This is a genomic window from Granulicatella sp. (genome assembly GCF_057274575.1).
In genome coordinates this window covers 103,270-121,532 of the sequence record NZ_DBHISP010000003.1, presented here as the reverse complement: position 1 = coordinate 121,532, position 18,263 = coordinate 103,270, and the positions used below count along the sequence as shown (strand labels likewise).

Annotated in this window: 10 protein-coding genes, 1 pseudogene and 1 other annotated feature; of the genes and pseudogenes, 2 read left to right on the top strand and 9 right to left on the bottom strand. The window is 36.8% G+C overall.

Going from position 1 to position 18,263, the window contains the following annotated elements; all coding sequences use genetic code 11:
* Window positions 1–14: 14 nt before the first annotated feature.
* A complete protein-coding gene (locus ACO5V7_RS02875; protein ID WP_485484967.1) occupies window positions 15–1,424 on the bottom strand; it encodes a glycoside hydrolase family 1 protein in 1,410 nt (469 codons plus the stop codon).
* A 156-nt stretch (window positions 1,425–1,580) separates the two neighbouring features.
* Between ACO5V7_RS02875 and ACO5V7_RS02870 the strand changes: the two genes are divergently transcribed.
* Both ACO5V7_RS02870 and ACO5V7_RS02865 read left to right on the top strand, forming a co-directional pair.
* On the top strand, window positions 1,581–2,309 hold the full coding sequence (locus ACO5V7_RS02870) for a GntR family transcriptional regulator (protein ID WP_485484966.1): 729 nt from the start codon (window positions 1,581–1,583) through the stop codon (window positions 2,307–2,309).
* Window positions 2,310–2,319: 10 nt separating this feature from the next.
* Window positions 2,320–3,273, top strand: a complete 954-nt coding sequence (locus tag ACO5V7_RS02865; RefSeq protein ID WP_485484965.1) for a type I phosphomannose isomerase catalytic subunit — start codon at window positions 2,320–2,322, stop codon at window positions 3,271–3,273.
* A 43-nt stretch (window positions 3,274–3,316) separates the two neighbouring features.
* On the opposite strand, the gene pepF is transcribed toward ACO5V7_RS02865, so the two are convergent.
* The 8 genes and pseudogenes from pepF to ACO5V7_RS02825 all read right to left on the bottom strand — a co-directional run bounded on the left by pepF (window position 3,317) and on the right by ACO5V7_RS02825 (window position 18,262).
* Complete coding sequence (pepF, locus tag ACO5V7_RS02860) at window positions 3,317–5,110, bottom strand: oligoendopeptidase F (RefSeq protein ID WP_485484964.1); 1,794 nt, start codon at window positions 5,108–5,110, stop codon at window positions 3,317–3,319.
* A 125-nt stretch (window positions 5,111–5,235) separates the two neighbouring features.
* Window positions 5,236–5,727, bottom strand: a complete 492-nt coding sequence (locus ACO5V7_RS02855) for an endolytic transglycosylase MltG (protein ID WP_485484963.1) — start codon at window positions 5,725–5,727, stop codon at window positions 5,236–5,238.
* Between the two features lie 14 nt (window positions 5,728–5,741).
* A complete protein-coding gene (locus ACO5V7_RS02850) occupies window positions 5,742–6,233 on the bottom strand; it encodes a helix-turn-helix domain-containing protein (RefSeq protein WP_485484962.1) in 492 nt (163 codons plus the stop codon).
* 215 nt (window positions 6,234–6,448) lie between these two features.
* A complete protein-coding gene (locus ACO5V7_RS02845) occupies window positions 6,449–7,642 on the bottom strand; it encodes a toxic anion resistance protein (protein ID WP_485484961.1) in 1,194 nt (397 codons plus the stop codon).
* Window position 7,643: 1 nt separating this feature from the next.
* Complete coding sequence (locus tag ACO5V7_RS02840) at window positions 7,644–8,321, bottom strand: 5-bromo-4-chloroindolyl phosphate hydrolysis family protein (protein ID WP_298647213.1); 678 nt, start codon at window positions 8,319–8,321, stop codon at window positions 7,644–7,646.
* Between the two features lie 126 nt (window positions 8,322–8,447).
* Complete coding sequence (ileS, locus tag ACO5V7_RS02835; protein ID WP_485484960.1) at window positions 8,448–11,237, bottom strand: isoleucine--tRNA ligase; 2,790 nt, start codon at window positions 11,235–11,237, stop codon at window positions 8,448–8,450.
* Between the two features lie 69 nt (window positions 11,238–11,306).
* Window positions 11,307–11,532, bottom strand: a binding site (T-box leader).
* A 133-nt stretch (window positions 11,533–11,665) separates the two neighbouring features.
* Window positions 11,666–17,407 (bottom strand): annotated as a pseudogene (locus tag ACO5V7_RS02830) (endo-alpha-N-acetylgalactosaminidase family protein); the annotation flags it as partial.
* 222 nt (window positions 17,408–17,629) lie between these two features.
* Complete coding sequence (locus ACO5V7_RS02825; RefSeq protein WP_298647886.1) at window positions 17,630–18,262, bottom strand: V-type ATP synthase subunit D; 633 nt, start codon at window positions 18,260–18,262, stop codon at window positions 17,630–17,632.
* Between the last annotated feature and the right edge of the window lies 1 nt (window position 18,263).

The following is an 18,263-nucleotide window of genomic DNA, read 5'->3' as shown; positions in this document are numbered from 1 at the left end:
AATATCTCCTCTCTTTATTCCTCAATTTTTATTTCAAAACCGTTATTGTCGGTGACGTTACGATACCATCTTCCACTACTCTTGATGGTTCTCTTTTGCGTTTCTAAATCTACAGAAATAAAACCGTAACGATTCTTATACGCATTATTCCAAGACCAGCAATCAAAAGCAGTCCATGTATGATATCCAAAACAACGACTACCTTCTTCAATCGCTTTATGTAGCCATGTTAGATGTTCTTCGTAAAATTCAATACGATACACATCATCAATGACTCCATTTTCTCCAATGAAGCGACCTTCGTTTTCAACACCCATTCCGTTTTCACTAATGAACCATGGGATATTGCCATATTCTTCTTTCACAATCATTGCAATGTCATAAATTGCTTTCGGGAAGATTTCCCATCCACGATATGGATTCATGCGACGCTCAGGCCATTCATACTCTTTGAAATATTGGTCTGGCATCCAAGGTGTTTTGTACTCCTCTGGATTAGGCTGCGTTTGAACACGTTTTGGATGATAGTAATTCACTCCAAGAAAATCAACTGTATTCGATTGGATTAGCTGCAATTCCTCTTCGGTATGACTCCATAACACGCCGTCCTCTTCTAGTTGTTTCACCAAGGTTTCAGGGAATGTACCTTTCACCGCTGGATTCAAGAAGACTCTGTTAAAGAAATCATCTGTAAATTGACTTGCTGCTAAATCTCCTGGAGAATCACTTCTAGGGTAAGCCGGCGTCAAGTTCAAAATAATTCCAATCTTGCCATTCATGCCTAGCGAATGATACAGTTCAATCACTTTTGCACTCGCAAGGTTTAGATTATAAATCACTTGTACAGCTTCTTTTCCTTTCCCTTTTAGGTTTGGATAATGGAATGCATATAAGTATCCTGCTTCTGGAATGACCATTGGCTCATTGAAAGTTGTCCAGTAATGAATCTTATTGCCAAAACATTCAAAAGCTGTTTTAGCAAACTTTACGAATAAATCCACGACATGTTTACTTTCCCAGCCACCATATTTTTGGAGCAATTCAACTGGCATATCGAAATGATGTAAATTCAAAACTAGTTCAATATCGTTTTTCTTTGCCTCATTAATAACTGCATTGTAAAATTCCACAGCCTTTGGATCGGCTTCACCCGTTTCGAAGTCCTTAATCAAACGGCTCCATTGAATGGAAGTTCGGAATGAATTAAATCCAATCTCCTTCATCAAACGAAAATCTTCAGGATACGTATGATAAAAATCACTGGCAACATCAGGTCCTACTCCATTAAAGAATGCTTTTGGATCAGTTCTATACCAGTAATCCATCACATTTTCATGCACCTTGTCGAATTGTCCTTCTGTCTGTGGTCCGCTAGAAGCGGCACCCCACCAGAATCCTTGAGGGAAAATCAATTGTTTCTTCATAATTAACCTCCTTTCTGTAAGCTTTTCCAAACATAGTATATCACATTTTTATAATTTGTCTAGACAAATTATATTATTAGTATCCAAAATGTCGTTTTTGCCTATCTATACTACATTTGTTATAATTAAGCTAGTTTATAGAAAGGATGACATTCGATGAGCGTAAAATATTTACAGATTTACCATGCGATTCGTGAAAAAATTTTAAATAACGAATATGCCATTAATCAACAACTCCCCGATGAAATTACATTAACAAAAAAGTATGATAGCAGTCGAATGACGGTCAAAAAAGCATTAGACTTGCTCGTTTCTGAAGGGCTTATCTTCAGAAAACGTGGCCAAGGTACCTTTGTCCTCTCTCGAGGCACGTCGAAGCGAAAACTCATCGTTCCAGAACGAGACATTAAAGGGCTGACGAAGATTTCTGAGGATTCGCATTCTTTCATTCAATCCAAAATTATTCACTTTAAATTAGAGTTTGCATCTGAATTTCTTGCAGAAAAACTACAAGTACCGCTGCAAAGTCCTGTATACAACATCCATCGCCTTCGCATCATCGACGGAAAACCTTATGTATTAGAACAAACGTATATGAGTACAAATGTGATTCCAGGGATTACTGAAGATGTCCTATTAAACTCTATCTATCAATATATCGAAGGTCCATTAGGCTTACGCATTGCGAGTGCAACGAAAATTTTACGTGCAGCACCTTGTTCGGAAGATGAGCAAAATTACTTACAACTCCTTCCAACAGAGCCAGTCTTTGAAGTAGAGCAAGTGGCATACCTAGATAATGGAACTCCGTTTGAATACTCGATTAGCCGTCACAGATACGATTTATTTGAATTCAATTCATTTGCACTAAGACATTCATCATAGGAGGCACATTATGACAAAACCAATCTTTTTAAATGCTGTACTGCAAGAGAAAATTTGGGGTGGGACAAAATTACATTCGCTGTTTAACTTCACTCTCCCTTCTGACAAGACCGGTGAAGCGTGGATTATTAGCGCGCATCCCAATGGAATTTCAACCATCAAAAGCCCTGCTGAATTCACAGGACTAGGCTTAGATGAACTCTATAAAACACATCCAGAACTCTTTAATGGGCAACAATTGGCAAGCTTCCCTCTTCTCATTAAGTTGCTAGATGCTTCTGACGACTTATCGATTCAAGTGCATCCAGATGACGAATATGCTTTGGAACACGAAGGCGAATACGGGAAAAATGAATGCTGGTATGTGGTACAAGCAGAGCCAGGCGCAAAAATTGTCTACGGACATACGGCAATGACTCCTGAAGAATTTGCAGAGAAAATCGACAATGAAGCTTGGAGTGATTTATTTACCGAAGTTCCTGTTAAGGCTGGAGACTTCTTCGATGTTCCAAGTGGAACGATTCACGCCATTGGAGGCGGTATTGTGATTCTTGAGACGCAACAAAATTCAGATACGACTTATCGCGTCTATGACTACAACCGCACCGACGATGCTGGAAACCCTCGCCCACTGCATATTCAACAAACAAAAGACGTGACGTCGATTCCGCATAGTGTCCCAACAACCAACAAACAAGTGGTGTCAACGGACACTGGAACAAGAACAACTTTTGTGGAAAACAAGTTCTTTACCGTTTGGAAATACGATATTGACGGTGACTACAGTGATGCACTCTCTTCTACTTATCACCTTGTAACGGTGTTAGACGGAAAAGGTACACTCACAGTCGACGGAACACAGTACCAAATTGAAAAAGCAGATTCCTTTATTCTTCCTTCCGGAACACCTACACTCCAGGTTAAAGGATCTGTTCAACTGATTGTCTCTAAGTCTAATCAATAAAAATAAACGCAAAAAGGTCAGCAAAAAATGCTGACCTTTATTTTTATGCATTCAATTGTTTTGTAATGTCTACGATTTCGTCGATTAAACCGCCGATTGTTGCAATCGTATCTTTCAGCGGTGCATCTGTTGAAACATCCACGCCTGCAATTTTTGCAAGCTCTTCTGCGCTCTTTGTTCCGCCCATCTTCAAGACTTCCACCCAAGTGTTTGCGACACTTGAATCTTTTTGAATCATTTTCGCCACTTGTGTACCGATGGTTAAACCTGCTGAGTAAGTGTAAGAATAAAGCCCCATGTAATAATGCGGTTGACGCATCCAGGTTAACTCTGCCCCTTCTGTAAGAACCACTTCTGATCCCCAGAATTTAGCCAATGTTTCTCTGAATAAATCGTTTAACGTATCTGCGTCTAAACTCTTACCTGCGTCCACTAAGCGGTATACTTCGCGTTGGAAGTACGCTTCTAATAAGTGGGTCACAAAGTTGTGGTAGTAAGTTTTTGCGACCATTTGAGAAATAATCCAACGTTTCATACGTAGGTCATCTCCTGCTTTATTCTTCAAGTAGAATTCCACAAGTAACTCATTTGTTGTAGATGGTGCTTCGACAAAGTACATACTTGGACGACCATCTAAGATATTTTGGTTTTTGTACGCTAATTGGAAGTGCCCTGCGTGTCCTAATTCATGCGCTAGCGTCATGCAGTCATTCATATCTTCTGTAAAGAACATTAAGATAAATGAATTTGCCCCATAAGGTGATGAACAGAACGCACCTGTTCGTTTACCAATTGTTTCAGCGTAGTCAATCCAATGGTTATCGAAGGCTTCCTTCATAATCTTGAGGTAACCTTCCCCTAATGGTTCTAATCCTTCTAAGATGTATTGTTTTGCTTCGTCATATGTTACTTTGGCTGCATATGTTGGATCCACTTCTAGTTTCAAGTCTTCATAGCGTACTTCGTCTAATTGATAGATTTCTTTCAATAGGCGTGCGAATTTACGCATATGTGGCGCTAATTCTTCCATGATGACATCGATTTGACGGTCGTATAATTCACGAGAAACTTTTTGACGATCTAATAAGTAGTCAAACACTGAATCGAAACCACGCAATGTTGCCATTGTTTTTTCTTTTTGAATTTGTGTGTTATACGCTGAAGCTGTACTGTGTTGGTATTTGCGTAATGTGTCGCTAAATACTTTGAACGCTTCACGACGAATCGCTGTATTTAGTTCAGATTGCATACGGCCTTCAAAGCTGTTGTATGTCATCGGAATCGCTTGTCCGTCTGCTTCGACTGCTGGGAAATGCATGTCTTTGAACTTGATATCGTTATAGGCTTGGTAGCCAGCATCTAATGTATTTCCAAGAGCTGCTAACGTTGCTTCCACGTCTTTTGATAATAAATGTTTCTTATCTTCTAAGAGACGTTCAATATATAAGGCATCTTCTTTATTCAAGCGTGCTTCTTCTAACACTGCATCATCCATTTGGCTTAATTCTGATTCAAAGAAACTTAACTTGGCGTCTAATCCAGCTAACACTGTACGTGTTTGTGCAGCACGTGTTTGCGCTTCTTTATCTTTTGTGTTGGCACTAACTGCAAGATTGCAATAAGTAGAAAGTTTCCCACGGATTTCTAACAATTCTCGATAAGTTACTAAGCCTTCATTCACCAACTCAGCAGTAGAAATGTTTCCTTCATATTTCTTTTGAAATGCGTCTACTTTCTCTTTCAATTCTTTTAACGCTTTATTAAAAACTTCTTCTGTTTCAAATAAAAGCGTTAAATCCCATGTTTGATTTACGTCTACTTGACTTCTTTCAATCATACTCTCACTTCACTTTCTAAAATCGTACTCCCATTGTACCATAGTTTTCATTTAATTTTCAGAAAGATTTAATTTTTAACAAAAAATACTACAGTCAATCGACTGTAGCATCTTTATCATTCTTATTAACGTAACGCACCAATAGCACGAGCAATTTCTTCATAAGAGCTTCCTGGTTTAATCTCAAAAGTACCAGTCCAGATATTTTCATCAATATTATTAGTTGTTAAGTAATCAACAAATTCTTTTGCACTCTTAATCAATCCCGCTTTTGCTAATGTTTCAGCAACATCATTCGATGATTCGCCTTCTTCTACTGTAATCGATACCGGAGTTGAAGACGCTGTAGTTGCTGCTTCTGTAGTTGAAGCTTGAGTCGTAGCTGAAGCACTTGTTGTTGATGCTTTACTACTTGATTCTTTTTCAGCTAATAAAGATTCGTAAGCGGCTTTATAGCTCGCTTCATTTGCTCCTTCAGTAACGATTGGCAAATTCACTCCATCTAATTGGCTTTTCAATGATTGTGGAACTAATGGCCAAATCACTGTTACCAATGCTAAAATTAACGCTGCTACTAAGAAGCCCATTCCTAAAGAACGAAATTTCGTTTTACTCATGTTCTTCTTCCTCCTTATTTCGCATCTGCTTCAAAATAATTATCAATCACTAATTGTACTGTTGAAACAGGTACATTTAATTGCTCAGAAATTGTTTCTACTGAATTTCCATGGCTAAATAATGTAATAATTTGCTGTTTAGTTACATTATGTAGACGACCAGATTCTTCTACAGAAACTTCTTCTACTGTAGTTACTTCTTCTTCAACAGGAGTCGTTTCTTGAACTTCCTCTACAACTGTTTCTTCAGCCACATGAACTTCTGCTGTTTTTGCAGCACGAACTTCCTCATATGTTGGCTCAACTGATGGTCCTTTATACACAGTTGTTCCTTCTAATTCTTGAATTTTTTTCTTTAATGAATATACTTCACGGTTTAATTCTAATAACCCTTCTGCTAATTCATCGATTTCTTCTTCATTTTGATTATCCTTTAAGAATAGTGAAATGAATAAGAAAAATACTGCTAATGCTAATAACGCTAGAACTACAACCCATACGTGCATTTTCTCACCTCATTAAATAATTTTTTTCCTTTCGTCCTATTTTAAATAATGTTAGAGAAAATATCAAGGTTCAAGGCAGACTTTATCATTTTGTTAAGCATTTGTCATATAGTGAAATATATGGATACTTAGCTGAAAAATAAAAATCTTTACCTACTTATTTCATCCGAAAGAAATAAGTAAGTAAAGATTTTTTGCTTAACCGAATCCGTTATTTATTGATTGATACGTTTCTCTTTTTGACTTAGTATTAATAGATTTTCTCGAAGTTCTTGCTCCATTTGAGACAATTCATACTCCGCTTTTCTACGTTTTTGTCTTCCTTCTTGTTGAATCAAAATTGTTTCTTCTAAAGTATCAATTAAGTCTTGTTGTGTCTTTTGAAGTGTTTCTAAATCGATAATACCTCGTTCATTTTCACGAGCTGTTTCAATCGTCGAAATTTTCAACATTTCTGAATTCTTTTGAATTAATTGGTTCGTCGTTTCAGACACTTGTCGTTGAGCCGTAACAGCATCTTTTTGACGAAGTAACGTCATTGCAATCGCAATTTGATTTTTCCATAAAGGAATCGTTGTTGTAATAGAAGATTGAATTTTTTCTGCCAATGTTTGATTCGTATTTTGAATTAAGCGAATTTGTGGTGCTTGTTGAATCGTCATCTGACGAGTTAATTTCAAGTCATGATTTCTTTTTTCCAAACGATCAAGGAACTGATGCAAATCGTTAACGGTTTGTACGTCCATTTGATCTCCTGTTTCTTGTGCTTTCTTCATGGCTTCAGGAATTAATTGTTGTTGCATTTCTTCAATTTTCAATTCCCCTGCAGCAATATATATACTTAATGCTTCAAAAAATTCTTTATTTCGTTGATAGAGCTGTTCAAGAGATAAATTATCATTTAATAAGCCATTTTTTTCATGGTCAAGTTTCACAGCAATCTTATCTACTTGCGATCCAACTTCTTGATATTTCGATTGCATTTCATAAATAGATTTCTTCACACGTCCAAAAATTTTACGGAAAATATTAGAATCCTCCGCCACTAAATCTTGTGGATTGGTCTCATTGAGGCACATCATCAACTCATTTAATGTATCTCCAATTTCTCCAGTATCTTTATTTTGAACATGGGCAAGCATTGAGTGTGAAAACTCCCCCAATTGCTTTTGAGCTCCCGCACCATAACTAATAATAGCTTGCATATTCTTTTCATCGATTTGTTTCGCTAAAGCTCGAGCTTGTTCTTGTTGTTTCTCGGGCAATGAATCCACCAAAGCCTTTTGTGGTTCCACTTGTTCTTGTGGAAAATCAGCTGAAACATCTTGTAAACTTGTATTTTTCACAACATCCTCACCAAAGGGATTTTGAATGAGGGCATCTACCATGCTAGTTTTTTCTTCTGTCATTTTATTTTGCTCCTTTACCTTTTTCTAGAATCTTTCGAGAGACATAGTCCATCTCTGCTTCAGAATCTTGAATTCTATCTTCTTGAAAATGTAAATAATCTTCTTCTAACTTCTCACAGGTGAGTTCAATCTTTTCAGCCAATTCTTGCAACGTTTGATAAGTTTCACTACCTTTAACAGGTTGTTCACTCATCTTCCGGTAGGCTGTTGTCATTTCTTTTAACGAAGGCACACAAGTATGCACAAACAAATCCGCATCTGGTAACTTTTCTGGATTTGCCACAAGCTCTCTAAAATAATCCTTCATTGTTATTGAAGTATTATAGCGATTCGCAATAATTCTGAGTTTTGTATATCCTTGGATATTGTCCTCAATTTCGTTGATTTGATCTTTTACGACCGCCATTTTTTGTCTAAAATACTCAATATCTTGTTTGGAAAGTCCAGATTGTTCATACCTTTCTTGTACTTTAGTAGAAGTTTTTTTCAAAGGTTTCTTTGTTTTTTCAAAAAATGATTGAACCTCCATCTCTCGAGGAAATAGAACAAAAAAGAAAATGGCAAGTAATACAATAGATACTACTATTCCTTTTTTCATTGAGCCATCCACATAATCTGCCAACCTAAACGTTAACAAGATAAAAAAGGCCAATTTTGCTAGTCTAAACCACTGTTTCATGACATTCCCTCCTTATAGCATTATTGTATCATTCTTCATTTGTTAAACATGGTACTTAAGGCCGATTTTTATATGATTTTTATTCAAAAAAACTGAGCCGAATTTCTTCGACTCAGTTAAATTTTGTTATTCTGCTTCTGGAACCAACGCTTCAGGGAAGTATTCACGTACAATTGATGCACAACGATTACATAAAGTTGGAGCATCTTCTAATGTTCCCACTTCAATCTTCACAGCACGGCAACGTTCGCATGTTTCACCTTTAGCATGTTCAACCATCACTTTCACGCCTTCGCCTTCAACAGCATTCGCTGGAGCTTCAACTCCTTCTGCAGCCACTTCTAATTCACTGACGATGAATAATTGAGCTACATTCGTGTTTAAGCCTTCTAATAAAGTACGAACTTCATTAGATGGATATAGCGTTACTTTTGCTTCGAAGTTCTTACCGATTAATTTCTCGTTACGAGCTTCTTCTAAAGCTTTCAAAGCAGTGTTACGAACTTTGAAGAATTCAGCCCATTGTGCTAATACTTCTTCTGTATTTTCGTAGCTTCCTACTGTTGGGAAATCAGCTAATTGAACATAAGCTTCTTCTTCCTTCAAGTATTTCCAAACTTCTTCACTCGTGTGAACTAAAATTGGGCTTAGTAATTTCGTTAATTTCACTAGGATATCGTAAATCACTGTTTGCATTGCACGACGTTCGTAGTTATTTTCGTGTTCGATATACACAACGTCTTTAGCAAAGTCTAAGTAGAATTGTGATAAATCAACAGTACAGAAGTTCATAACTGTTTGATAAATTGTTGAGAATTCATATTTTTCATACGCTGCTTCAATTGTCTTCACAACATCATTGAAACGAATCATCATATATTGGTCAACAGTACGTAGGTCTTTAAACGCTACAGCATGTTTAGATGGTTCGAAGTCCGTAGTGTTTGCTAACATAAAGCGCATTGTGTTACGGATCTTACGGTAGGCTTCAGATACTTGATTTAAAATTTCAGTACTGATACGTACGTCTGATTCGTAGTCCACAGAAGATACCCATAGACGGATAATGTCTGCCCCTTTTGTTTGCATTTCTTTTGCAGGTGAGATGACGTTTCCGAGGGATTTACTCATCTTCTTCCCTTCTCCGTCCATTACGAACCCTTGAGAAAGAACTGCTTTATATGGAGCTTTCTTATGAACCGCTACACTTGTTGTTAAACTTGAGTTGAACCATCCACGGTATTGGTCTGATCCTTCTAAGTATAAATCAGCGGGGAAAGTTAATTCTGGACGAATGCTTAATACACCAGCATGTGAGCTACCTGAGTCGAACCATACGTCCATGATGTCCATTTCTTTTGTAAATGTGCCATTTGGACTGCTTGGATGTCTGAATCCTTCTGGTAATAGGTCTTTTGCTTCACGCTCAAACCATACGTCAGAACCGAATTCTTCCACTAATTTTGCAACATGTTCAATTGTTTCTGGAGTGATAATTGGCTCACCGTTCTCACCATAGAATACAGGAAGTGGAACTCCCCATACACGTTGACGAGAGATAACCCAGTCGCCACGGTCACGAACCATGTTGTAAATACGTACTTGTCCTGATGGGTGGTACCATTTCACATCATTTTCAATCACATCTAAGATATCTTGACGGAAGGCTTCAATTGACGCAAACCATTGTGGAGTTGCACGGAAGATAACTGGTTTCTTCGTTCTCCAGTCATGTGGATAGCTATGCACGAAATAGCTTAGGTTTAATAATGAACCATTTTCAGCTAATAGGTCTGTGATGACTTTGTTTGCTTTAGCATAGAACATTCCTTCAAAACCAGGAGCTTCTGCAGTATAGTGTCCTTGGTTGTCCACTGGTGACAATACATCTAAATTATATTTACGTGAGTAGTAATAGTCGTCTTCCCCGTGTCCAGGAGCTGAGTGAACTAAACCAGTCCCTGCATCAAGTGTTACATAGTCTCCAACCATTACAAGAGATTCACGTTCATAGAATGGATGCCATGCTGTCACATATTCCAATTCAGTACCGCGGAATTCTTTTAATACTTCAACAGATTTCCAACCTAGTGTTTCAGCAAGTGAGTTTACTAATTCTTTCGCTACGACAAAGTTTCCTTTATCAGTTTTCACTTCTACATATTCATAGTCAGGATGCACGAAGATTCCTAAGTTTGCAGGAAGGGTCCAAGGAGTTGTTGTCCAAATAACGAATGATGCATCTTCTGAAACAACACCTTTTCCGTCTTTCACTTTGAACGCCACATAAATAGATGGGCTTTCTACGTCTTTATATTCAATTTCAGCTTCCGCCAGTGAAGATTCACTTGATGGAGACCAGTAAATTGGTTTTAATCCTTTGTAAATATAGCCATTTTCAGCCATTTTACCAAATACGCGGATTTGTTCTGCTTCGAATTCAGGTTGAAGTGTTAGGTACGGATTATCCCATGTGCCTGTAACCCCTAAACGTTTAAATTCAGCACGTTGGTTGTCCACTTGACGCAATGCGTATTCCGCACATAATTTACGGAATTCAGCAATCGATAATTTTTTACGGTCAACCCCTTCAGCATTCGCAAGAGCTTGCTCGATTGGTAGCCCATGTGTATCCCACCCTGGTACATACGGTGCACGGAATCCGCTCATTGATTTACTACGAACAATGAAGTCCTTAGAAATTTTATTTAAGGCATGTCCCATATGTACCGCACCATTAGCATAAGGTGGGCCGTCATGAAGAACGAATGATGGTTTCCCTTCATTCTTCGCTTGACGTTGTCCGTAAACATCCGCTTCTTCCCATTCCTTTTGGTATTCTACTTCTTTTGTTGGTAAGTTCCCACGCATTGGAAATTCTGTTTTCCCAATTTGTAAGGTTTCCTTCATTTTCATCAATTTTCCTCCTTATTTAGACTTCTTTTACAATCATTTTCCTAAAAACATAAAAAAGCCCCTGCAAACAGCAGGGGCGAAATCGATTCCGCGGTACCACCCATATTTACAAATGAAATTCATTTGCCTAGGTAAATTGTTAACGCCATTTAAGCGACCCTTCTTAATCTATCATGTATTTCAGAAAAGTTTCCAAGAGATGATTCTCGCTATAAACAGGGACTGCCAACCTTCCACCTACAATCGGCTCTCTACAAAGTATATTTACACAAGTTGTTCTCTTCATTGAATAGATAAATTTTACGCTATTTCAAATGATTTTGCAACATTTTGCTTTTTTTAAAGGAGAAAACCGGCTCACATTGTGAACCGGTTTGAGGGCAGACTATTTTTATTGCAGAAAATGTTAAGTCAATTTTTGCAAATCTTTATTTCATACTTTCCTTATCTCTTTTTTCTTTTCTTATCTTGAGTAAACCTACCCCACCAATAGCAGCAAGGATTGCTCCAACAAGTCCTAATGTCGAATCTCTCACACCAGTATCTGGTAATGAATCTTTACTTGTTTCATTGTCCACTACTTGTTGAGTAGTTGACGCTGTATTGCTAGTAGTTACTTCTGTTTCAGAAGTTGATGGTGTTTGGCTATCCCCAGTCTTGAATGACACTGCATATAAGCTGAAGTGTTCTACTTCTAATGTAACTACTTTATCTTCTCCAGCGGAGAATTTTACAGTATTAACAATTTCTTTTGTATCACTATTGACAAAATATGCGTTTTCCACTTCTTTATCTACAGGGAATGTCACTTTTGCAGGTCCATTGACAGCAACTACGTTTCCATTTTTATCCACAAAAGTAATTTCATAAGCTTGGTATTCTTTACCTTCAATACCTTTAATATTTTCATTTACTTTTTCTACTTTAAGCATCTTAATGCCTTTATCTAGATATTTCGTAGCTACTTCCACAGACACAGGAGTATCTCCATTTTCATCCTCAAATTTAGCAATCGTTTTATCTGCATTTAAGGTTACTTTGACTCCCTCAGTTTCATATAGAGGTAACTCTATTTTTGGATCTGGATCCGGTTTTGGATCTGGTTTTGGATCTGGATCTGGTTTTGGATCTGGTTTTGGATCTGGATCTGGTTTTGGATCTGGTTTTGGATCTGGATCTGGTTTTGGATCTGGATCTGGTTTTGGATCTGGTTTTGGATCTGGTTCCGGTTTTGTGTCTTCAGATTCTTTTATCGTCTTCAACGACTCCACGATTCTATTGACTGCATTCGGAGTTAATAGATTGTATTCCACTAAACCTTCTTTGTAAGCTAAAGTTGCTTCTAAGAATTCTTTAGCATCTTTACGATTTATTTTACTTACTCGAGCAATTTCTTCATTTAAAGCTGTTTCATCAACAGGAACATCTTCTTCTACAGGTAAAACAAAGCGTAATTCTGCAGCAGAAATATGTCCATAGTCCCCGTAAGTTTCATTTGCAGTAAAGATTGCCTTCTTCACTTTAATTGGAGTATCAAATTTGATTACTTTTGTTTGAGCATTGTTTCTCCAACCTTGGAAACTGAAATGATGTTCTTTGTCATTTTCGTCAATCACTGTTAAACTTCCACTCATAGCTCGTCCGTTTGAGCCAGATTGACGTGGAACGTATTCAAATCGAGTAGACTCAAGTGGTTTATTGAAGGTTACAGTTAATGGTCGCCCTAAACTATCTACTCCATAAGGGGTATGCCACAATGAATTTGTATTATTATCAAATGCATACCATGGATTATCAGATTGTTCATATGGAGCATCTACATCTGTAATATCATCCCAATCTGGCATACTACGTTTTACTTCAAGAGCTTCTCTAGCTTCATCTACTTTTTTAATTAATGCTTTTGCGTCTTCAACACTAATATCATCAGAGGCTTCTATTAATGCAGAAACAGCATCTTTATAGGCATTTAATGATTCTGATTTATAGTTTCCATTAACTACAGGAGTATTCTTTTCAAAGGCATCATCAATTAACAATTTACCAGTTAGAGTGACTTCTTCAATTTCTAGATTATCAAGCATGAAATCTTTATAACCTTTGAAATTAATTTCGTTATTATTTGTATCACTCTTTGTGTCTGCTCCGCGTGAATTTGAAAAGATACCAATCCAAGTGTTACCACCTTTTTCTCCAGTTACATAGAAGCTTACTTTCTTAGGTGTGGAAGAATTTTCCCAAGTGTTTTCTAAATCATACTTTGTTAATTTACTACGACGAGTATTTTCCCCATTTCCGACTACGAATGAGTAAGTTCCATTAGAACCTGATTCGTATTCAAATGTTACTTTATAGGTCTTACCCTCTTCAAATCTGTAATTTTGAGGAATTGTTTGATAAACTAGTTTGTCATATCCGGATAAACCATTTGTCTTCAATGACCAATTACCATCAATAACATCGTTTACTTTCTTACCGTTCCAACCACGTTGCGTATATGGTTCATGTTTTTCAGATAAGTGTGTACGGTTGTCTTGAACCCCTTCAACATCACCTACAACGAATGGGAAAATTCCTTGAGGAACCTCTTCAAAGTTTTGTTTAAATTTACCACTTCCAGAATCATGTCCATCTGAAAACATAGTAGATTGGTTTTCAAACACACGAATTTCATCAAAATATGTTGCATTTTCATCGGCATCACGTCCAAGTTCCAACGTTACATCTGAAACATCATCACCTGTTGTAAAGTACACATACATATTTTGGAAGTAACTTGTGTTATCTACTGTTGCATTCTTACTTAAGGTATTATGAGCATGTGCTTGTACATAGTTTTTCGCAATTGATTTATTCGTGTAGTTCGAGATTGCTTTTCCGCCAACACGAACCGTAATATCTGCACGAGCATCACTTCGGTTATCAACACCAACGTATACTGCATATTTAGTATTTGGTTTTAAATCTGTAAGTTTTTGTTTCAATGTTACTCGTTGTTTATTTCCTTGAATACGTAACATTTCATTAGCACCTTGAGATTTTACGATTTCTGCATGTTCAGCATCCCCTGTTTTTTCCCAATGATTTAAAGTACCACTATTGAAGCCTTGGTCATTAATATGAAGACCTTCACTCCATACCATTGTTTTCTTCGGTTGAGGTGTCTTATAAAGTACATATGGTTGATATGCTTCTGCTTGAATTTGAATCTTTCGACCTTCTCCCACCGTTAATTCAACAACATCTTCTTTTCCTTGGTCTGTTAAACGATATAAATATACTTTTTCAACATTCCAGTCTTCTGGAAGAGTCCATTCAGTAGTTCCTGTATTATTTGAGAAATGATACATCTTTTCTTTATCAGCTGTTAAAGGTTTACCATTTTCATCCCAATTCCAAGGTACTAAGTAACTTCCACCATTTTCAATAACCCGTCCATTTAATGTTGTTACACGTTTACGGTAATCTTCACTATTTGGGTCATTAGATTGACGAACAATCTTCACTTCATTCCCTTTATCATCTGAAAGTTGAACTTCCATTTCTGGAGTCCATTGATAACTCTTACCATTATCACTCATCGATACAGGTTGACCATTCACCCATTTAGTGACTTTATAATGTTGGAAGAACTTCGTCATTACATTACTCTCAAACAGATTACGAATATACCCTTGATAGTCGCTTCGTCCTTGCCAACCCTCAAAGTCTTTCATATTGTATCCACCAAGAAGTGGGTAGTTTGCAGCACCACCATAGCTTGGATAATCACCTACCCATGAATCTTTTTGATGGTTCCGAATGAAACGAACAATATTTGAATTTATACCTTTTAAAGTATAACCACCGTAAGTTAAGTCGGCAGCCCAATGTTGGAATGTAGAGTCATATTCTGCACCGAATCCCCATTCAATAGCCATTCTCCAACCTTGAGAATTTAATTCTTTTGCTAGTACATGCGTTGGCCAAGCAGAGTTGTCTCCAGATTGCCCATTTCCCCAAACGTCCACATAAATGAAATCTAATCCATCGCCTAATTTTTCTCTTAATTCTTTCCAACGTTCAATACGATTATGAGCTAGGTCATAAGCTGCATCAATATTAATGCCTTGGTCTAACCAGTTCCAACCATACATATATGTTCCATCAGAGTTTTTACGTAAGATTGCTTCGCTGAAATATTTTGATTCTGGATACGTTTCAGAAGCATTTACGTGAATACCAATTTTAGCTCCATATTCTTTTGATCTTTCAAGAAGCTTCTTAAAGTCTTCTACTCCACCTATTCTCTTTCCAATATCTGCATAGTTCAAATGACCTGAATCGTGACCTTCACTTCCATATCCTTTAAGAAGAACAGATTGCCCTAATCCATCTGTATGCAAGTTAATCTTCTTAATACCATCTAAAGTCATTAAGAATGGATTTTGTGCTTGGGATGCAAAGTTCATAGCAATACGATAGGCCACTAAATCCGGAACAGATTCTGCTCCTTTTGGATTATTCATAATGCTTCGATATGCAATTGCACTATCTTGCCAATCAACTACATTATCCTTATTCAAATCTTTAGTGATTACCACTTTAGAACTTGGTAATTCTAATGTATATTCTGGATAAACTGTATTATTGAAAGCTCTTTGATACCAATATGGTGAACTTTGTATTCCTAGATAGTTTACACCTTCTACTCGTTCTAAAGCTGTGGTAAGGCGTGCAAAATCATTTCCTCTGTATGTAAATTGTGAATTACTCCATACTGCTGCAGATAACTCATTAGAAGATACGAACCCATACATAAATCCGTATGCATAGTCATTCATCTTTCCTGTCTTCAAATCAAGATGGTAATCTCCTCTTTCGTGAGTATTGGTTGACATCTGAGCTCCATCAAATTTTGCATCTTGTTTATTAGAACCTACCGAAACAAGTGTGTTTCCTGGAAATTCGATTGTTTGGATTAACTTTTTGACATTGTCAATTGATTTACCCATTTCAACATTGTTCTTATTGACAATTTTGGTAACATCAAAATGCATTTCATTGCCAACTAACTCTAATTTGACTGTAATTTCTGCATCAATGTATTCCTCTTCATTTTTAAGAGTCATTACATACTCAGCAGTTGAATTATTAAGTTTTCGATATTGAACTTCTGGTTTTACTAAAACACCATTAATGGATACTTTATCAATTTTTTGAACTTGTCCTGTTAATGTTTTTCCATCTAGTTCATATTCTTTTACACGTGGAAATTCAGTATCAATAATTGATTTTAATACTTCAGATTGCAAGGTTTCATAACGTACATCTTGATCATTTCTTGCTAACCCATCATTAACAACACCACTATTATCATTATCAGGTTTAACATTAGCCTGATTATCTGTCTTTATAGATACAGACGTTAATTCTTCTCCCCAAGTTCCAGCCTTAAGATACACTTTTTTCACATCAGTCAAAGCGTTTTTCACGGCTTCTGGAACAATAACTGTACTAAATAAACTTTCTCCATTATTAGTAGCGTTTAGTTGTCCATCTTTCTTATAAGAAATCGATAGTCGATTTTCTACTCCAGCAGCAGGAGCTGGAATACGTGTTTTACTGTACCATGTATCTACATTTGGCCCTTTATATTGCCAAAACCATCCACCTTTGTCATACCCAACAAAAATATTGTTTCCATTATCCTTATACTTCAAGTACACACCAAAACGAGTTTGATCTGGATTAGAATTCGCTTTGAAAGTTAAATCGATAGTGACGTTCCCTTCCTCATCGACTTGGAGTCCTTCTTTTTCAAATAGAGCTTCTCGTCCACCATTATCATTTTGAAGAGTAGATGTTAATTTATTATAACGAACTCCACCTTCTTCAATAATTTCAACATTTCCCTTTACTGTACTTACAGATGTCCATTCATTTTTTACTTCCGTATTTCGAGCTGCTTCGCGATTTTCACCTAATGAACTCTCTACAGCACCTTGAACTCCAGAATTACTCTCTCCACTTGACACAGCATCGTTTTTTGGCGTATTTACAACTACTGTTTCAGTTACTTCTGTTCCATTGGCCTCGTTAGATGAAACAGGTTGAAATGTTCCAAAAAAGAAAGCACCAATAATAACGGAACAAGTTCCTACTGTGAGCTTTCTAATAGAGAAGCGCTGTCTCTTCTCCATATTATGATCAACCTTTTTGTGCATAATAACCCTCCTTATTATTTTTGTAAAGCGTTTACATACCCATATTTTATCACTTCGAATCATAAGGCACATGTACGTTTTTGCTCTTTTTTTGTACTTTTTTGCTCTTTTTAAATATTCTCTAAACTTTCTTTTAAAAAATATATAAAAAGCTCTTAGCATTTGAAATGCTAAGAGCTTTACCCTTTATTTTTGTCCCATATCTTTTACTTTCATAATACGAGTGATGCTTGCTCTCTCGTTTTCTTCCAGCTTCATTTCGATAAAGTAAATCGTTTCTTCTAATTGTGGGATTAATCGATATTCAAGGGCGTTTACACGGCGTCTTGTTTTTTCGATTTCATCTGCTAGCAATTGACAAGTTTTTTCAATTTCTGTTAATTCTAGCAGTTCATTCAACACATTTGAGATTTGTTCCACAGAATCATCAATTTCACTGTTTGAATTTAAGTAACCATATTTAAAGTCACTTTCCTCCGTTTCATCTTTCACAGTGAAATGCATTTCTGGAACGTAAACACTCATAATGTTCTTTTCTTGAAGATCCAAGGATACGCTTTGTGGCGGAATCGCTACAAGTTCTTCGATAAACGCTTCTTCCAACGTTGCTTTTGCAAGAACGAAGCTCTTCATCCCTTCCACAAGACGACCTTCGACCGCCTCCCGTAACGCATTGTTTTTTCGAATTAGTTCGATGAACTGACGCATTAACTCATCCTGTTTATCTTTTAGGAGCTTATGCCCACGTTTTGAGACAACGAGACGATGTTTTAATTTCGTTAATTCCATACGAGTTGGTTTGACGTTCAATCTTGCCAAA